General features: G+C 54.1%; 21 protein-coding genes. 19 read left to right on the top strand and 2 right to left on the bottom strand.

What is annotated here, in order from left to right:
• Positions 1-514: 514 nt before the first annotated feature.
• Together PBOR_RS23680 and PBOR_RS37765 are read right to left on the bottom strand one after the other, a co-directional pair.
• A complete protein-coding gene (locus tag PBOR_RS23680) occupies positions 515-1,381 on the bottom strand; it encodes a YitT family protein (protein ID WP_042138739.1) in 867 nt (288 codons plus the stop codon).
• Between the two features lie 33 nt (positions 1,382-1,414).
• A complete protein-coding gene (locus PBOR_RS37765) occupies positions 1,415-1,582 on the bottom strand; it encodes a hypothetical protein (RefSeq protein WP_157764111.1) in 168 nt (55 codons plus the stop codon).
• 139 nt (positions 1,583-1,721) lie between these two features.
• On the opposite strand from PBOR_RS37765, the gene PBOR_RS23675 reads away from it, so the two are divergent.
• The 19 genes from PBOR_RS23675 to PBOR_RS23585 all read left to right on the top strand — a co-directional run bounded on the left by PBOR_RS23675 (position 1,722) and on the right by PBOR_RS23585 (position 15,893).
• Positions 1,722-1,985, top strand: coding sequence for a YqhV family protein (locus tag PBOR_RS23675; RefSeq protein WP_042138738.1), 264 nt, complete (start codon positions 1,722-1,724; stop codon positions 1,983-1,985).
• A gap of 82 nt (positions 1,986-2,067) precedes the next feature.
• A complete protein-coding gene (gene spoIIIAA / locus PBOR_RS23670; RefSeq protein WP_042215957.1) occupies positions 2,068-3,069 on the top strand; it encodes a stage III sporulation protein AA in 1,002 nt (333 codons plus the stop codon).
• Positions 3,062-3,580, top strand: coding sequence for a stage III sporulation protein SpoIIIAB (spoIIIAB, locus tag PBOR_RS23665; RefSeq protein WP_042215955.1), 519 nt, complete (start codon positions 3,062-3,064; stop codon positions 3,578-3,580). The genes spoIIIAA and spoIIIAB overlap by 8 nt, the downstream gene beginning before the upstream one ends.
• 13 nt (positions 3,581-3,593) lie before the next feature.
• Positions 3,594-3,797: a stage III sporulation protein AC gene (gene spoIIIAC / locus PBOR_RS23660; protein ID WP_020426549.1), complete on the top strand. Its 204-nt coding sequence runs from the start codon at positions 3,594-3,596 to the stop codon at positions 3,795-3,797.
• Between the two features lie 9 nt (positions 3,798-3,806).
• Entirely contained in the window at positions 3,807-4,196 is a 390-nt protein-coding gene (gene spoIIIAD, locus PBOR_RS23655) for a stage III sporulation protein AD (protein WP_042215952.1), read from the top strand.
• A gap of 47 nt (positions 4,197-4,243) precedes the next feature.
• A complete protein-coding gene (gene spoIIIAE, locus PBOR_RS23650; RefSeq protein ID WP_042219837.1) occupies positions 4,244-5,503 on the top strand; it encodes a stage III sporulation protein AE in 1,260 nt (419 codons plus the stop codon).
• Positions 5,504-5,569: 66 nt separating this feature from the next.
• Positions 5,570-6,367, top strand: a complete 798-nt coding sequence (gene spoIIIAF / locus PBOR_RS35670; protein ID WP_052429617.1) for a stage III sporulation protein AF — start codon at positions 5,570-5,572, stop codon at positions 6,365-6,367.
• Between the two features lie 53 nt (positions 6,368-6,420).
• Positions 6,421-7,059 (top strand): stage III sporulation protein AG, encoded by a 639-nt coding sequence (spoIIIAG, locus tag PBOR_RS23640; protein WP_042215950.1) that lies wholly within the window; start codon positions 6,421-6,423, stop codon positions 7,057-7,059.
• A gap of 246 nt (positions 7,060-7,305) precedes the next feature.
• Positions 7,306-8,205 (top strand): SpoIIIAH-like family protein, encoded by a 900-nt coding sequence (locus PBOR_RS23635; protein ID WP_042215948.1) that lies wholly within the window; start codon positions 7,306-7,308, stop codon positions 8,203-8,205.
• Between the two features lie 268 nt (positions 8,206-8,473).
• Complete coding sequence (gene accB, locus PBOR_RS23630; RefSeq protein ID WP_042215946.1) at positions 8,474-8,983, top strand: acetyl-CoA carboxylase biotin carboxyl carrier protein; 510 nt, start codon at positions 8,474-8,476, stop codon at positions 8,981-8,983.
• 56 nt (positions 8,984-9,039) lie between these two features.
• Positions 9,040-10,383, top strand: coding sequence for an acetyl-CoA carboxylase biotin carboxylase subunit (gene accC / locus PBOR_RS23625; RefSeq protein ID WP_042215943.1), 1,344 nt, complete (start codon positions 9,040-9,042; stop codon positions 10,381-10,383).
• Between the two features lie 119 nt (positions 10,384-10,502).
• Positions 10,503-10,919, top strand: a complete 417-nt coding sequence (locus PBOR_RS23620; RefSeq protein WP_042215941.1) for an Asp23/Gls24 family envelope stress response protein — start codon at positions 10,503-10,505, stop codon at positions 10,917-10,919.
• Positions 10,920-10,992: 73 nt separating this feature from the next.
• Positions 10,993-11,532, top strand: coding sequence for an alkaline shock response membrane anchor protein AmaP (amaP, locus tag PBOR_RS23615; protein ID WP_042215938.1), 540 nt, complete (start codon positions 10,993-10,995; stop codon positions 11,530-11,532).
• 15 nt (positions 11,533-11,547) lie between these two features.
• Positions 11,548-11,781: a DUF2273 domain-containing protein gene (locus PBOR_RS23610; RefSeq protein WP_042138734.1), complete on the top strand. Its 234-nt coding sequence runs from the start codon at positions 11,548-11,550 to the stop codon at positions 11,779-11,781.
• Between the two features lie 215 nt (positions 11,782-11,996).
• Positions 11,997-12,446, top strand: a complete 450-nt coding sequence (nusB, locus tag PBOR_RS23605; protein ID WP_042215936.1) for a transcription antitermination factor NusB — start codon at positions 11,997-11,999, stop codon at positions 12,444-12,446.
• A 31-nt stretch (positions 12,447-12,477) separates the two neighbouring features.
• Positions 12,478-13,335 (top strand): bifunctional methylenetetrahydrofolate dehydrogenase/methenyltetrahydrofolate cyclohydrolase FolD, encoded by an 858-nt coding sequence (gene folD, locus PBOR_RS23600; RefSeq protein WP_042215934.1) that lies wholly within the window; start codon positions 12,478-12,480, stop codon positions 13,333-13,335.
• Positions 13,336-13,344: 9 nt separating this feature from the next.
• Positions 13,345-14,697 (top strand): exodeoxyribonuclease VII large subunit, encoded by a 1,353-nt coding sequence (gene xseA / locus PBOR_RS23595; protein ID WP_042215932.1) that lies wholly within the window; start codon positions 13,345-13,347, stop codon positions 14,695-14,697.
• Positions 14,698-14,701: 4 nt separating this feature from the next.
• On the top strand, positions 14,702-14,959 hold the full coding sequence (xseB, locus tag PBOR_RS23590) for an exodeoxyribonuclease VII small subunit (protein ID WP_042215930.1): 258 nt from the start codon (positions 14,702-14,704) through the stop codon (positions 14,957-14,959).
• The gene (locus PBOR_RS23585; RefSeq protein ID WP_042215928.1) at positions 14,946-15,893 is read left to right on the top strand and encodes a polyprenyl synthetase family protein; all 948 of its coding nucleotides are present in this window, start codon (positions 14,946-14,948) and stop codon (positions 15,891-15,893) included. Before xseB ends, PBOR_RS23585 begins: the two co-directional genes overlap by 14 nt.
• The last annotated feature ends 70 nt before the right edge of the window (positions 15,894-15,963 follow it).

The following is a 15,963-nucleotide window of genomic DNA, read 5'->3' as shown; positions in this document are numbered from 1 at the left end:
GGGCATCCCTGTTTGGCGTCTGGCGGCGGGTGATTCATAAACTGATTGGTGGCTTGAGAGAAACGTTAGGCACACGAGCCGAATGTATGCGAAAAACCGAATACATTGCCCCGACGATAGGATAGATGGGCCAAATGTATGAGAAAAACCGAATACATTGTGCGAACGTCAATGTAAAGCGGACAATATATAAGACAAAGACACAAAGACCTATCAGTGACCAACAATCATAAGTAAAAAAGAGTGCTGTTACCCGCATAAGCGGAGAACAGCACTCTTTTTGCATAGTAAATGTGGCTAGTAACGGTATAGGCAATATGCTTAATTGTACTTTGTACAACTAAATCGTCTGATTTATTAGCGATTATCCATATAGTTGTATTTCGTACAATTAAACTGACGTTGTACCTTGGTTCCGGCCCAATTGGGCAAATTTAGTTGTACGGAATACAGTTATAAGATGTTCGCATCCCTTTTTGCTGTTTTTAATTGCACATTATACAACTATCCTCGTTTAACTCAACCGTCTGAACCGGCCCATAATCTCTACCGTCTCCAGCACGTTTACAAAGGATTTCGGATCTGTCTCAAGAATAGTCTTGCGCAGGTCAGCCAGCTCATAACGGGTAGTTACCGTCATCAGCATCGTATTGCCCTCATGGCTGTATCCGCCCTCCGCATTAACAACGGTGACACCGTGCGGCAGACAGGTCAGGCGGTTCAGCATTTTCTCCCGCTCCTTCGTGACAATGAAGCAGGTCAGCTTGACGTGGCGGATGTGGATCATATCAACCACACGGCTTTTGACGAATATACAGAGCATCGCGTACAGCGCCGAATCCCAGCTTTTGAAGAAGCCCAGGCTTAGGATGACGAGACCGTCCATCACGAACAGTACCGTTCCCATAGGAATGTCCCGTTTGCGGGTAATAATGGAGCCGAGAATATCGAATCCGCCGGAAGATCCCCCCGCACGCAGCGAGAAGCCGACACCGCCGGCAATGATAACACCGCCGAAGATACTGGCCAGAATCGGGTCTTTGGTGAGCTTCACCACAGGAATGATGTTCAGGAACCAGGTGGTGGAGATAACAGACAGCATGCTATAGCAGATGTATTTCTTCCCCACAGCTACGAAGCCCCAGATCAGGATCGGCAGGTTGATAGCGAAATAATACAGCGAGATATACTTCGGATTCGTTAAATAACCAATGATGGATGCCGTCCCTGCTACACCGCCGCTGAGCAGCTGATGCGGAATCAGGAACAGCCGGAGCCCGCCCGCCACCAGAAAGGCTGAAAAAATGATAATGGCTACTTCTTTTACCTGTCTGGCTACTGTTCCTGATACGAGCGGTACTACGAAATTACGAACTTGCATGACTGTGATCCCCTCTTTTTCCGATGTCTTTATCTAGATTTCTGCGGCGCTCAGAACCTCTTCAGGAGCAGTTAGGAAGGTATAGTTTCTCCCGCAGCCTGCCCTTCTATTTTTAAGAGCTCCATTTTTTGCACGCGCAAAATTAATTTTATCATACCGATGATATTTTTTTATAGAGGAGAGCACTATGATTTCTTTCACATCTCCTCAAATCTCTGCTAGCTTCCCCCATTTCTTCTTGTCTAAAGTGGGCATCTTCCGCATATCCATGGATAACAGCTTGTTTAATGCGCAGCGGGTTCTTTGATATCCATAGATTTGTAAAAGGGAGTTGAACAGTTTGGACAAGTATGTGAGCTGGATGGCGGGACTGCGGTTGCTGTCGGGCAGTGTGGAGATTGCGGCTGCACTGATTATGCTGAGGCTGAACCAGGTGGATAAGGCGCTTGCAGTTAATTCGGGGCTGGCGCTGGTCGGCCCGACTATCCTGATTCTGACCACAGCGGTTGGCCTGACAGGGATGGCCCAGCAGCTGTCATGGGGCAAGCTCGGCTGGATCGGCTGCGGCGTGGCCTTTCTCTTAATCGGCATTCTGAAGAAATGATAGATGATAGTCATAAAGTACAAGTACAAGCATAAATATGGAATAAAGCTATTAAGTAGAGGACAACTTGGGGGTACTTTGTATGGCAAATGATTGGCTTCTATTATTTCCCGAAAAAGTAAGAGCGCTGCTCGGCGGCCTCCCCGCTGCGCTCCTGGACAAGGTGGAGGAAGTGCGCGTCCGTGAAGGACGGCCGCTTGAGATCAATTACTCCGGCAAATATCATTTTGTCGGCGTTAACTGCAGTCTGACACAGCTTCCCGGTGAAGCGTACAAGCCGGACCGGGAGGATACGCACCGGCTGCTGGACCTCATTAGTAATCATTCGCTGTATACGATGGAAGAGGAGCTGCGCAAGGGCTTCATCACCATTCCCGGCGGGCACCGGATCGGCCTCTCCGGCCGGACGGTTTTAAGCGGCGGGGGGGTTGAGCATCTCCGTGATATTACCGGCTTCAATGTGCGTATAGCCCGCGAAGTGCACGGGCTGGCAGACGGCGTGCTGCCTTATCTGCTGGACCGGGGGCGGCAGCGGATTATGCATACGCTGATCCTCTCGCCGCCGCAGCATGGCAAGACCACCCTGCTGCGCGATCTTGCCAGGCAGATCTCGGCAGGGGGGCAGGGCGGACGCGAAGGCAGCCGTCCCGGTCTCAAGGTCGGAATCGTCGATGAACGCTCGGAGATCGCCGGCAGCCGCCGCGGGATTCCCGCCTTCGACGTCGGCCCGCGCACGGACATCCTCGACGGCTGCCCCAAAGCGGAAGGCATGATGATGATGATCCGCTCATTGTCGCCCGATGTGCTGATCGCCGATGAGATCGGCCGCCTTGAGGATGCGGATGCAGTAACCGAAGCGCTGCACGCCGGCATCTCAGTGGTCGCTTCCGCGCATGGCAAGGAAGTGTCCGAGCTGGCCCGCCGGCCCGGCCTTGGCGGCCTGCTGGAGCACCGGATGTTCGAGCGGTATGTCATTCTGCACCGCTCGGAGTCAGGCTTGTCCTTCCGCATCCTGGACGCGCAGAAGCGCGGGCTGCTGCTGATCTCGCCGGAAGAGCGGATAGGCGGTGACCGGCATGCTTAAGCTGCTCGGGGCAGTGCTCATCGTGCTTGCAGGCACGCTGGCCGGCTTCAAGCGGGCTGCCCAGTATGCTGACAGGCCCCGGCACATCAGAGGCCTGATCGCAGCGCTGCAGCGGCTGGAGACGGAGATCCAGTACGGCTATACGCCGCTGCCGGAGGCGCTGCGCCGGATCGGGATGCAGAGCAAGGACCCGCTGAGAGCGTTCTTCCTCACCGCAGCGGAAGAGATGAGCCCGCCGCATAACTGCAGTGCCGAGGAAGCCGTGCGGCGGTCCATGGAGATTCACTGGAATAGCGCCTCCCTGAAAGGAACAGAGAAGGAAATTTTCCGGCAGCTCAGCTGCACACTCGGAACCAGCGACCGGTCGAATCAGAGCACGCATATTGCACTGGCTTTACAGCAATTGAAGCAGGAAGAGACAGCGGCCAGAGAAGATCAGGGCAAATATGAGAAAGTTAGCAAAAGCCTGGGTCTGCTGCTTGGAGCATTGATCGTCATTTTGATCTTTTAGCGAGGTGCCAGGAATGAATATTGAAGTCAACGCGATCTTTCAGATTGCCGGCATCGGCATCATTATCGCCATGATCCACACGGTGCTTAAGCAGATGGGCAAAGAGGACATCGCCCACTGGGTAACGATTGTCGGCTTTATCATCGTGCTGTTCATGGTAATCCGCATGCTGGACGGACTGCTGCAGGAAATCAAAACGATTTTTCTTTTTCAATAGGCTGGGATTATGGAAATCATTCAAGTAGTGGGAATAGGGATCCTGTCGACCGTCCTCATCCTCGTTCTGAAGGAACAAAAGCCGATGTTCGCTTTTCTGCTGGCTACCGCGACAGGCATATTGATTTTTCTGTTCCTGATCGGCAAGATCGGAACGATTCTCGGCACACTGGAGCGGGTGGCAGAATCCTCCGGGATGGAAATGATCTACATCAAAACTGTGTTTAAAATCATCGGCATTTCGTATATCGCGGAGTTCGGGGCACAGATCGTGCGGGACGCCGGACAGGAATCGATCGCTTCCAAAATCGAGCTGGCCGGGAAGGTGCTGATCATGGTGCTGGCCGTACCGATTATCAGCATCATTATAGAAACAGTGATGAAGCTGCTGCCTGCATGAGATTCGGTAAGAGTACGGGAAAGGCCACAGAAAAGCGGGGTGAGGGTATGCAGGAGCGCAGTGTTTTTCGTCCGCCAAAATTATACAAGCTGCTCGTTCTGCTCCCCTGTCTGCTGCTTCTGCTGTGTGCCGGGACCACTTATGCCGCTCCGGCTCCGCCAACGCAGGCACAGGCACAATCCGGAGGAAGCACCGGAGGAGGCTCCCCATCCGCTGTAGACCAGTGGGTGAAGGGGCAGGTCGAGAACCTTCCGACAGACGGGGTGCAGACTTATTGGGATCAGCTGATGAAGGACTACGGGGGATTCTTCCCGGACGGTAAAACCCCTTCGCTGATGGATATGCTGCTTCCCGGAGATAACGGTCTTAGCTTCAAAAGCGTATTGTCCGGCCTCACCCGCTTCATGTGGCATGAGGTGCTCTATAACGGCAAGCTGCTGGTTACGATTGTGATGATCAGTGTGCTGAGCATGATTCTGGAGACACTGCAGACCGCTTTTGAACGGAAATCCGTCAGTAAAATCGCATATATGCTCTGTTATATGGTGGTGCTGGTCATCGCCGTCAACAGCTTCAACATTGCCATCGGCTATGCCAAGGATGCCATTGACCGGATGATCGACTTCATGATGGCGATGATTCCGCTGCTGTTCGCGCTGCTGGCTTCAATGGGCAACATCGTGACTGTATCGGTGACCCATCCGCTGATCGTGTTCATGATTCATACGGTGGGCACGATGATTCACACCATTGTCTTCCCGCTGCTGTTCTTCTCGGCGGTACTGCATCTGGTGAGTGCCATGTCGGAGAAATACAAGCTGACCCAGCTGGCCAACCTGCTGCGCAATATCGGGGCGGGACTGCTGGGAGTATTGCTTACCGTCTTTCTCGGTGTCATCTCTGTCCGGGGGATCACCAGCTCAGTTACGGACGGGGTCACGATACGCGCCGCCAAATATATCACAGGCAATTTCGTGCCGGTCATCGGGAAAATGTTCGCGGATGCCACAGATACGGTGATCTCGGCATCGCTGCTGGTGAAGAACGCCATCGGGCTCTCGGGAGTCATTATCATCCTCTTCCTCTGCGCGTTCCCGGCCATCAAAATTCTCGTGCTTGCCCTGATCTATAATGTGGCCGCCGCCGTGATGCAGCCGCTTGGAGAAACGCCGATTGTGGTCTGCCTGCAGACGATCGGCAAAAGCATGATCTATGTGTTCGCTGCACTGGCAGCCGTATCGCTGATGTTCTTCCTGGCCGTCACTATTATGCTGACTGCCGGTAATGTCACCGTAATGATGCGGTGAGGCAGATAACATATAAGACAGTTTGTGCGAGGTTGGGTATGCGAACAAAATTTCAGGAGGTGCGCCATGAGCTGGCTCAGCGGATGGCTCCATGAACTGATTCTGGTGGTGCTGATGGCCGCGTTTGTCGAGATGCTGCTGCCCAGCAAATCCATGGAACGCTATGCCAGACTAGTGCTCAGTCTGCTGGTTCTGCTTACGATGCTGAATCCGATTGTCTCCATGTTGAAGGGGGATGCCAGCAAGGAGCTTAGCCTGGCCATGGAGCAGCAGGAGCGTAATGGAGGGCTGCTCTCAGGAGCAGGGGACGGAGCGGACTCGCTGGAGAAGATTCTGGCTGACGGGCGGATGCTGGCAGAGGGGGCGCGTGATCAGAGTCTCAAGCTTGCCGCCGAAGAAATCGCAGGGCAGATGCGGGATCAGATCGCAGGCAGCACCGGAATCCGCGGAGTGAATGTTACGGTGAAGCTGGGCATGGGGCCGAATCCAAGCGCGCCTCTGGGAGAAGATGTGCCGCTGATCTCTTCGGTCACGGTAGATCTGCCGGCGGCAGGAGCGGTTGCGGCGAGCGGATCGCCGGGTTCAGGAACAGGCTCACCGCCTGCTGCGAACCCCGCATCCGGACCGATTCGGATCACCCCTGTAGAGCCGGTCCAGGTCAGTTTGGATAATGACGGTGCGGCAAGTGAAGGCTCGGATGCCAGCGCGGGTGTCTCCCCGTCCTCAGCCGCAGGGAACGGGGCACAGGAGGCGCCGGCGGATGCTGAGGCCGAATCGATTATTAAGCTGCTGGAGCAGAACTGGAATCTGGACCCGGATTTGATTAATGTGCTGAGCGGCGGTGCCAATGCCGTGAAATCATAAGACAGAAGCCGCAGGGATAGGGCAGGATGCCTTATACAGAAGGAGGGAAATCAATGGGCAAATGGCTGAAAAAGCTGGAGCAGTGGGCTGGCGGCGGGAGCGGCAGCCCGAAAAGGAGTCATACTTTCCGCTGGCTGATCATTATCGGCCTGCTGGGCGTTGCAATTATGCTGTTCAACTCCTTCGTGAATGTGAAGAAGCTGGACAACGAGAATACGGGGCGTGAACCGCCGGCCAGCGAGACCTCACAGGCTGTCCTGCAGCAGGAGGCTGTAACCACCAATTCCTTTGACAGCATCGAGCTGGCAATGGAGAACCGGACGAAGGAGATTCTGGAGAAAATCGTCGGGGTCGGCACAGTGGACATTATGGTCACCGTGGATTCCACGGAGGAAATAGTCGTGCAGCGCAATATGAATGATTCGCAGCAGCAGAGTGAGGAAACGGATGCCAGCGGCGGCAAAAGGCATACCACCCAGTATACCAGGGACGGTGAAATCGTCACTTACAGCCAATCAGGCGACGAGACGCCGATTATCACCAAACGGATCAAACCCCAGGTGCGCGGCGTACTGGTTGTCGCCAAAGGGGCGGAGAACAAAGTGGTGCGAAGCCTGATCGAGCAGGCAGTCGAGAAAGGGCTGAACGTGCCGAGCTACCGGATCTCCGTCGTTCCGCGCAAGCAGGAATAGACATTAAGGCAAGCGGCTTTAAGCGTATGCTCCGCTTCCGAAATAATTGTTGTCCGAAGCATGGCCGAGGTAGCATATTCTAACAAAACTCAAGCATATGCTTTGGAAGAGAGGTTGTCCGAAGCAAGTTCGCGAAGCAGATTCACGGAAGCGGCTGCTAACAAACTAAGTGTATGCTTCCGAAGCGAGTTTGTCCGAAACGGATTCACGGAAGCGAATGCTAACAAACTTTTAGGAGGAATAAAAATGAAGGGCAAAAGACAAACGATTTGGCTGGTTTCCATGCTCAGTTTGATGGTGGTGCTCTCGGCATATTACCTGTTCACGGAAGACACCGGTGCGTCCATTCCCAAAGAAACCGCAGGAAGCATCCAGGTGGACACGGTGAAGGACGGTACAGGCGGCGGAACAGCGACTACGCTCGACAGCGGCCTCGTAATCAACGAAGTCAGCACAGACGGCTCCGTGGTTGCGGATGCGGGGACATTGACTGACGACAGCAATACGGCTGCAGTAACTGAAGACAGCAGCAAGGCTGCGGCAGACGAAGCTGCGGCTGCAGCCGTTACGGATGACAGCACTGCTGCAGTGGCGGATAACGGCAGTGCAGACACCGGCGATGCCGCCAAAGATACCGCCGCAGCAGACACCGCGGGCAAAACGGACAAAGCAGCAACAGCTGCAGCCGATCAAGGCAAAGACACCAAGGATACGGTAGCTGCCAGCGACAAAACTCCGGCCAAGGATGATGCGGCTATTCTGGATGAAGTGGCTTCCCAGAGCGTTTCGGCCTCCAGCCTGTTCACCAACTACCTCTACGAACGTGAGCAGCAGAACCTTAAGGACCACAATGATCTGCTGGCACTGATTAATGACATGGATAAGACACCGGCAGAGAACGCGGTTGCCCAGGAACAACTAAGCAAGCTGGAGGAAAAAGAATCCAAAATTACAGGAATTGAAGAGCAGCTCCAGCAGAAGTATGGTGAAGCTATTGTGAAAGAGGAAGCCGGAGATGCGTACACTATCGTAGTGCTCAGTGATAAGCTGGATGTGAAGCAGGCCGTAGGCATCGTAGACCTTGTAATGAAAGAACTGAGTGTGTCACAGGACAAGATCAAGGTCCAGTACGTATCGGAGCAGTAAGCGCCTGAATAAAATGAAAGAAAACAGAATAAAATGCCGAAAGAGCCCGGGCACGTCCCGGGCTCTTTCCATTTCTAGCGTTTGTGATATAATACATAAAGTTATCTTGAAATATAAGAAGAATACGCAGGCAGCGGTTATCCTGAAAGCGATTCTACAGAATCGCAGTAGACCGAATTATAGGCTTCCCGGGAAGAACGGAATATCGTACCCTGCTTATCTGCGTCCAAAATGGCTTCGAGAGAAAGCTGAAGGAGTGAACTACCCAATGTTCAAGTTAAGCGAGATTAAGGAATTAATTAAATTGCTGGACCAGACCTCCTCCGTACATGAGCTGGAGATTGAAAGCGAAGGTATGAAGCTGGCTATTCGCAAACCGGATCGCCCTGAAGCTGATGGAACAGCAATCCAGGCGACTCCTTATGCCTACCCCTTTACGCCCGCACCGCAGCCGCAAAGTCCGCAGCATGTTGCTCCTCCGGTTGTAAGTGAAGTTCCTGCTGCACCGCAGCAGCAAGCACCCTCCGCTGAAGGCGCATTACATAAAATCGTCTCTCCAATGGTAGGGACCTTCTATAGTGCCGCTTCACCGGAAACACCGTCCTTTGTCAATGTGGGAGACCGGGTTCATGAGAAATCAACTGTCTGCATCATTGAAGCCATGAAGCTGATGAATGAGCTGGAAGCGGAAGTGAAAGGCGAAATCGTCTCTGTCCTGGCCGAGAACGGCCAGTTAGTGGAATACGGCCAGCCGCTGTTTCTGGTGAGAGCGGAATAACTGCCGCGAGAATCATGAGGAGCCTGCAAGCTTCGCTAAACTTTGGGAGGAAAAGCATGAACATTCAAAAAGTGTTGATTGCCAACCGCGGCGAAATCGCGGTCCGCATTATCAGGGCCTGCCGTGAACTGGGCATTTCCACCGTAGCAGTCTATTCGGAGCCGGACCGGGATTCACTGCATGTCCGACTGGCTGATGAAGCGTACTGTATTGGCCCGATGCCCGCCAAGGACAGCTATCTGAACTTTACCAATATTATGAGCGTAGCCACGCTCACCGACTGCGACGCTATTCATCCCGGCTATGGTTTCCTGGCCGAGAATGCGGATTTCGCGGAGATTTGTGAATCCTGCAATATTACATTCATAGGCCCTTCTCCGGATGCCATTACACGGATGGGTGACAAGGCTGTAGCCAAAGAAACCATGAAGCTGGCCGGTGTTCCCATTATTCCGGGCTCTGAAGGGCTTGTAGGCGACATAGAGGAAGCTGTTATGCTGGGCCGTGATATCGGTTATCCGATTATCGTCAAGGCTACAGCAGGCGGCGGAGGCAAAGGCATCCGCATCGCCGAAGACGAAGCGTCTCTGGTGAAGCAGATTACGGCTGCCCAGCAGGAAGCGCAGAAGGCTTTTGGCAACGCCGGCGTGTATCTTGAGAAATTCCTGACCGGCATGAAGCATGTGGAGATTCAGATCATTGCCGACAATCACGGCAACGTAGTCCATCTGGGCGAACGGGACTGCTCCGTGCAGCGCCGCCGCCAGAAGCTGATTGAAGAAGCGCCTTGCTCCGTGCTTACTCCGGAGGTCCGTGATGCGATGGGCCAAGCGGCTGTACGGGCTGCGCTGGCGGTTAATTACTCGGGAGCGGGTACCCTGGAGTTCCTGCTGGGACCGGACGGGCAGTTCTACTTCATGGAGATGAACACGCGTATCCAGGTTGAGCATCCGGTAACGGAGATGGTCACCGGGGTGGATCTGATCAAGGAAATGATCTCTGTAGCGGAAGGCAATCCGTTATCCTTCACCCAGGAGGATGTTGTGATCAACGGCTGGTCGATTGAATGCCGCATTAACGCCGAGGACCCTGAGCGCAACTTCATGCCTTCTCCGGGCAAAATCGGCTTCTATCTGCCTCCGGGCGGACTGGGAGTGCGTGTGGACAGCGCGGCTTATCCGGGCTATACCATTTCTCCTTTTTATGACTCCATGATCGCCAAGCTGATTGTCTGGGCGCCGACACGTTATGAAGCCATTGCCAAGATGAAACGGGCTTTATCCGAATTCGCTGTGGAAGGCATACATACAACCATACCTTTCCATCAGAGATTGCTGGAGCATCCGGTATTTTTGGACGGGAATTTCGATATCAAGTTCCTGGAAGAGTATGAAATTTAGGACGACTTCTCATTGTTTGTCATAAAGTTCGTCAAATGATATAGTATGTTTAATAAGAGACGTGCTGCCTCCTTGAAATGCCCGAATAACTTTTTTACCGGAAAGGTGTGAAGTCCAAAATGAGTACATTGCCGACAGAATACGAACGTACGGAAATTGGTGAAATCCAGATCGCTCCTGAAGTGATCGAGGTTATCGCAGGTTTGGCAACCGTAGAGGTTAAAGGCGTGGCCGGAATGAGCGGCGGTTTCGCCGGAGGAATCGTGGAGCTTCTCGGACGCAAGAATTTGTCTAAGGGTGTTAAGGTAGAAGTTGGACAACGCGAAGCTGCAGTGGATGTATCCGTAATCATCGAATACGGCAACCGTCTTCCTGAAGTGGCTGCTGAAATTCAGCGCAACGTGAAGCGTTCCATCGAAACCATGACGGGCCTGACCGTTGTAGAAGTGAATGTGCATATCCATGATGTGCAGTTCAGAAACACCACAAGCGTTGACAAAAGCGAAGATACAGACGCGGTTATCCGCGTGAAGTAAGGGCCTTGTGTTTTCCATAAACCCCCGACAGTACGTCGAGGGTTTACCTTAATTTAGGGAGGTTATGTGACTCGTGGCCAAAATTTTGGACAGGCTTCTGCTGTTCCTTTACAGCTTAAGTATCGGAATACTATCTGTTATTGCCATCCTCCTCTTGAGCGGCGCCATCTCGGATACGATTGAGATTCCTGACGGGCCGGGGGCCTATATCGCTGCGATTACAATCGCTGTGATTCTTTTCCTGCTGAGCATCCGTTTCTTCTACATCTCCCTGCGCCGCGACCGCGCTTCCCTGCCGTCCGTGGATCAGCGTACAGAGTACGGGGACATTCAGATCTCCATGGAAACCATTGAGAACCTGAGCCTGAAGGCTGCCGGCAAAGTGAAGGGCATCCGTGATCTGAAGTCGCGCATCCGCGTCTCCCAGGCCGGACTTGAAATTATGATCCGTGCGGTTGTGGACGGCGAGCATTCCCTGCCTCTGCTTACTACGGAGGTGCAGCGCCAGGTGCATGATTTCGTGCAGGAAACAACCGGGATTCCGGTTGCTGATGTATCTGTATATATTGCTAACCTCACACAGTCACCAAGCTTCAAAAGTCGAGTGGAATAGAGGTGGGTTTCCCTTATGTCTTGGAGAGAAGTATGGGAAAGTCACGGGGGTAGAATTGCCGGAGTTACCTTCGGGGTCGTTCTCGGTCTGATTTATCTGATTAGCGGTTTTTGGGATATGCTGTTCTTTGCACTGGTAGTGTTCATCGGATATACGCTTGGCAAAAGAAAGGATACCGCGCAGGCTCCCCTGTTTCAGTGGCAGGAGCTCGTAAGCCGGTTGTCCGGACGCTGGCGTCCCTTCAAATGAACCGCGATAGTCTTTCTCCCGGAAGCCTGGAACCCGTTACTTTGAGTTGCTGACCTGCGGAAGAATGGCTGCGCGGTTTTTTGTTTTTACACACTACGATTAGGGATTGAAGTTGTAGAGAATAGCTCAGAATAACTGTAACTGCTGCAAAGGCCTTAATAAGATTTAAGAAATACAAATACAAAGTATGATAGTTAAGATTGTAGGAGGAACACATGAAAAGACGTTTAGCGAGAGAAATTATTGTCCAGAGTTTGTACCAGATGGAAATGAATGATGTGGAAGTTACCGAGGCTGTAGAAATGCTGATTGAGGAAGCCGCTGATGAGAACGAAACCGAGCGCGTCATTACTGACGAGATCGAGCTGAAGGCTTATGTGGTTGCGCATGTTAACGGCGTATGGGAACACAAAATGGCCATCGACGATATGCTGGAGCATTACCTCAAAGGCTGGCAGATGAGCCGTCTGTCCCGTGTAGACCGTCAGATTCTGCGTCTGGCCACGTTCGAGATGATCTTTGCCAGCGATGTGCCGGCCAAGGTAGCTGTTAATGAGGCAATTGATCTGGCCAAGCATTTCGGCACAGAGGATTCCGGTAAATTCGTAAACGGTGTACTCGGCAAGATGATTCAGGACGTAGATACGCTTAGAGCAGATCTGTAACAGTTAAATAGACAAAAGGGGAGAGACTTACATGACAGCAGCGATTATCAGCGGTAAACAGGTATCGGACGAAATTCGGATCAGCATTGCCCGGGAGGTTGCGGAACTCGCGGAGCGTGGCGTTAAGCCCGGTCTTGCTGTCGTTCTGGTCGGTGAAGATCCGGCTTCTCAGGTCTATGTGCGCAACAAAGAGAAATCATGCATCGAGCTGGGCTTCCATTCCGAGGTTCACCGGCTGGATGCCGGAACCAGCCAGGAGGAGCTGCTGGCGCTGGTGGCGGATTTGAACAGCCGCGATGACATTGACGGCATTCTCGTGCAATTGCCGCTTCCGAAGCATATTGAAGAGAAGGCAGTCATTGATGCCATCTCCGTGGAGAAGGATGTTGACGGGTTCCATCCTGTCAATGTAGGGAACCTGGTGATCGGGGATGACAGTCTGCTCCCATGTACTCCTGCAGGAGTCATTGAGTTAATCAAACGGACAGGTACTGATATTTCCGGTAAGCATGCTGTAGTTATCGGCCGCAGCAATATTGTCGGCAAGCCGGTGTCCCTGCTGCTGCAGCGCGAGAATGCCACAGTTACCATGTGCCATTCACGTACGGCCAACATGGCTGAACTCAGTCGTCAGGCCGATATTCTGGTAGTGGCCATCGGCCGGGCCAATTTCATCGATGCTTCCTTCGTGAAGCCGGGTGCGATTGTCATCGATGTCGGGATGAACCGCCTGGATACCGGCAAGCTTGCCGGTGATGTCGATTACGAGAGTGCCCGTGAAGTTGCCGGGTTTATTACGCCTGTGCCGGGCGGAGTAGGGCCGATGACGATCACGATGCTGATGAGCAACACGCTGATCGCGGCCAAACGCCGCCACGGCCTGAAGTAGGCTAAGCTTATGGCGGCAGAGCGGCAGGTCTACTCCATTAAGGAACTTAACAAGTATATCCGCATGAAGCTGGATTCGGATGCTGTACTCTCCGATGTATGGATCCGCGGTGAAATCTCGAATTTCACCCATCACGGAAGCGGGCATATGTATTTCACGCTGAAGGATGAGAGCAGCCGGATTAAAGCAATCATGTTCGCTTCACATAACGCGCGGCTGCCCTTTGTACCGAAGGAAGGCACCAAGGTCATTGCCAGAGGCAACGTGACGGTCTATGAACGGGACGGGCAGTATCAATTCTATGCCACCCATATGCAGCCCGACGGAATCGGCAGCCTGTATCTGGCTTACGAGCAGTTGAAGAGCAAGCTGGAGAAGGAAGGGCTGTTCGCAGCGGCGCGCAAGCGTCCGCTGCCGCGGTTCCCGCGCTGCATTGGTGTAGTTACGTCGCCGACAGGAGCGGCAGTGCGGGACATCATCATTACCCTGCAGCGCCGTTATCCGCAGGTTGCGGTTGTGCTCTATCCTGTGCTTGTACAGGGTAAAGGCGCCGGCCCTTCCATTGTGAAGGCCATCGAGAACCTGAACGCCATGGGCGAGGCCGATGTGCTGATCGTAGGGCGCGGAGGCGGCTCCCTGGAGGAGCTCTGGGCCTTCAATGAGGAGGCCGTCGCCCGGGCGATTGCAGCCTCCAGGATCCCGGTCATCTCGGCCGTCGGCCACGAGACCGACTTCACGATCGCCGACTTCGCCGCCGATCTGCGGGCGGCAACCCCTACGGCGGCAGCGGAGCTTGCCGTGCCGAGCGCAGCCGAGCTCGCCGGGCAGCTGCGCACTGCCCAGCAGCGGCTGCGCCAAGGGCTGCTGCGCCGCTCCCAGCGCAGCGGCGAGCGCCTCGCGGCGCTGCAGCGCTCGCTGGCGCTGGCCGGCCCGCGCCGGCAGCTGGCCCAGCACGCGCAGCGGCTGGACATGCTGCGCGCGGCCCTGGTCCGCGCAGCCGAGGCAAGGCACAGCCGCGCGCAGGGGCGCAGCGCGCTGCTGCATCAGAGCCTGCAGCGCTTCCATCCGCGGGACAGCATCAGCGCTGCCCGCCGGCGCACGGATAGCCTTACCCGTGAGCTGACGGGGGCCATGCAGGCGCGCCTCCAGGATAAGCGCGCACGCTATGTGGCTGAGCTGCGCCATCTGGATGCGCTCAGCCCGCTCAAGGTTATGTCACGGGGCTACAGCCTCGTGTACGACGAGAACGAAGAGCATTTAATCAAATCGCTGAAGGAAGTTGAAGTAGGCGATAAGGTGAACATAAAGCTTAATGATGGACAGCTAAACTGCCAGGTATGGGGAATGAAGGAGGATGTTTAAACGAATGGCAAAGGAAGCGGAACTGGATTTTGAGGGAGCCATGGAGCGCCTGGAGGGTATCGTGCGCGAGCTTGAGCATGGCGACGTTCCCCTGGAGAAGGCGATTGATTTATTCCAGCAGGGAATGAAGCTGTCGCAGCTCTGCGGCAGTAAGCTGGAGCAGGTAGAGCGCAAGATCGAGATGATTACGGTAGAGGATGGCGAATTGCGCAAGAAGCCATTCGGGACCCGGCTGGAAGGCGATGGCGATGAGTCGTTCTGAGCTGGAACCGGGCAGCAGCGAAGCGGAAGCACAAGGGCGCGTACCCCTTGAACAGTACATTGCAGAGGTGGGCCATTGGGTCGCTGATGCTCTGACGGCAACCCTGCCTGCACAGTGGACTGTGCCTCAGGTACTCAAAGATGCGATGGACTACTCGCTGCAGGCTGGAGGCAAACGCCTGCGCCCGCTGCTGGTCATCGCCGCCTGTGAGGCCCTGGGCGGCAGCCGTGAGGCTGCGCTGCCCGTAGCGGCTGCGATTGAAATGGTGCATACCTATTCCCTGATTCATGATGATCTGCCGGCCATGGATAATGACGACTACCGGCGCGGCAAGCTTACGAACCATAAGGTCTACGGAGAAGCTGCGGCGATTCTGGCCGGGGATGCCCTGCTGACGCATGCGTTCTATAGCGTGGTACAGGCTTCACGCAAGTTTGGCGTTCCGGCGGAGAATGTGCTGTCGATCGTCGAGGATCTGGCCGAAATGGCCGGTCCGCGCGGCATGGTCGGCGGGCAGGTTGCCGATATGGAAGGCGAGCAGGGCTTAACCGATCTCCATCAGCTTCAGTATATTCATCTTCACAAGACGGGGGATCTGATGATCTTCTCGCTGCTGGCAGGAGGCAGAATTGCCGGGGCAGATGAGAGTCAGCTGGAAGCGCTGCGCCAATTCGGTACTCAGATTGGCCTGGCTTTTCAGATTCAGGATGATATCCTTGATCTGGTCGGCGATGAGAGCAAGCTCGGCAAAAAAACCGGCAGTGATATCAAGCAGCAAAAGGTGACCTATCCTTACTTCATCGGCCTTGAAGCTTCGCGCGAAGAGGTGAAGCGGCTGACGGCTGCAGCACGCAGCGCGGTCCTCGAGGGCGGATTTCAGGATCATACCCGGCTGCTTGAAATTGCGGATTATTTGATGTCACGCGATCATTAGGTAAATTTCGGAAACGGCTGTGTTTCGACAGCCGTTTCGTTTGTGTTATAATGGGGTTTATATTTTACAA

This window comes from Paenibacillus borealis, from assembly GCF_000758665.1.
Lineage (GTDB): Bacteria > Bacillota > Bacilli > Paenibacillales > Paenibacillaceae > Paenibacillus_AQ > Paenibacillus_AQ borealis.
Note: the sequence above shows the minus strand (reverse complement) of the source record. Positions and strands in the feature narration are given on the sequence as shown.

Coding starts and splice junctions, on each gene's coding strand:
- PBOR_RS23680 (WP_042138739.1), bottom strand. CDS start 1,381: ATGCAAGTTCGTAATTTCGTAGTACCGCTCGTATCAGGAACAGTAGCC.
- spoIIIAA (WP_042215957.1), top strand. CDS start 2,068: ATGGCAAATGATTGGCTTCTATTATTTCCCGAAAAAGTAAGAGCGCTG.
- spoIIIAB (WP_042215955.1), top strand. CDS start 3,062: ATGCTTAAGCTGCTCGGGGCAGTGCTCATCGTGCTTGCAGGCACGCTG.
- spoIIIAC (WP_020426549.1), top strand. CDS start 3,594: ATGAATATTGAAGTCAACGCGATCTTTCAGATTGCCGGCATCGGCATC.
- spoIIIAD (WP_042215952.1), top strand. CDS start 3,807: ATGGAAATCATTCAAGTAGTGGGAATAGGGATCCTGTCGACCGTCCTC.
- spoIIIAE (WP_042219837.1), top strand. CDS start 4,244: ATGCAGGAGCGCAGTGTTTTTCGTCCGCCAAAATTATACAAGCTGCTC.
- spoIIIAF (WP_052429617.1), top strand. CDS start 5,570: ATGAGCTGGCTCAGCGGATGGCTCCATGAACTGATTCTGGTGGTGCTG.
- spoIIIAG (WP_042215950.1), top strand. CDS start 6,421: ATGGGCAAATGGCTGAAAAAGCTGGAGCAGTGGGCTGGCGGCGGGAGC.
- PBOR_RS23635 (WP_042215948.1), top strand. CDS start 7,306: ATGAAGGGCAAAAGACAAACGATTTGGCTGGTTTCCATGCTCAGTTTG.
- accB (WP_042215946.1), top strand. CDS start 8,474: ATGTTCAAGTTAAGCGAGATTAAGGAATTAATTAAATTGCTGGACCAG.
- accC (WP_042215943.1), top strand. CDS start 9,040: ATGAACATTCAAAAAGTGTTGATTGCCAACCGCGGCGAAATCGCGGTC.
- PBOR_RS23620 (WP_042215941.1), top strand. CDS start 10,503: ATGAGTACATTGCCGACAGAATACGAACGTACGGAAATTGGTGAAATC.
- PBOR_RS23610 (WP_042138734.1), top strand. CDS start 11,548: ATGTCTTGGAGAGAAGTATGGGAAAGTCACGGGGGTAGAATTGCCGGA.
- nusB (WP_042215936.1), top strand. CDS start 11,997: ATGAAAAGACGTTTAGCGAGAGAAATTATTGTCCAGAGTTTGTACCAG.
- folD (WP_042215934.1), top strand. CDS start 12,478: ATGACAGCAGCGATTATCAGCGGTAAACAGGTATCGGACGAAATTCGG.
- xseA (WP_042215932.1), top strand. CDS start 13,345: ATGGCGGCAGAGCGGCAGGTCTACTCCATTAAGGAACTTAACAAGTAT.
- xseB (WP_042215930.1), top strand. CDS start 14,702: ATGGCAAAGGAAGCGGAACTGGATTTTGAGGGAGCCATGGAGCGCCTG.
- PBOR_RS23585 (WP_042215928.1), top strand. CDS start 14,946: ATGAGTCGTTCTGAGCTGGAACCGGGCAGCAGCGAAGCGGAAGCACAA.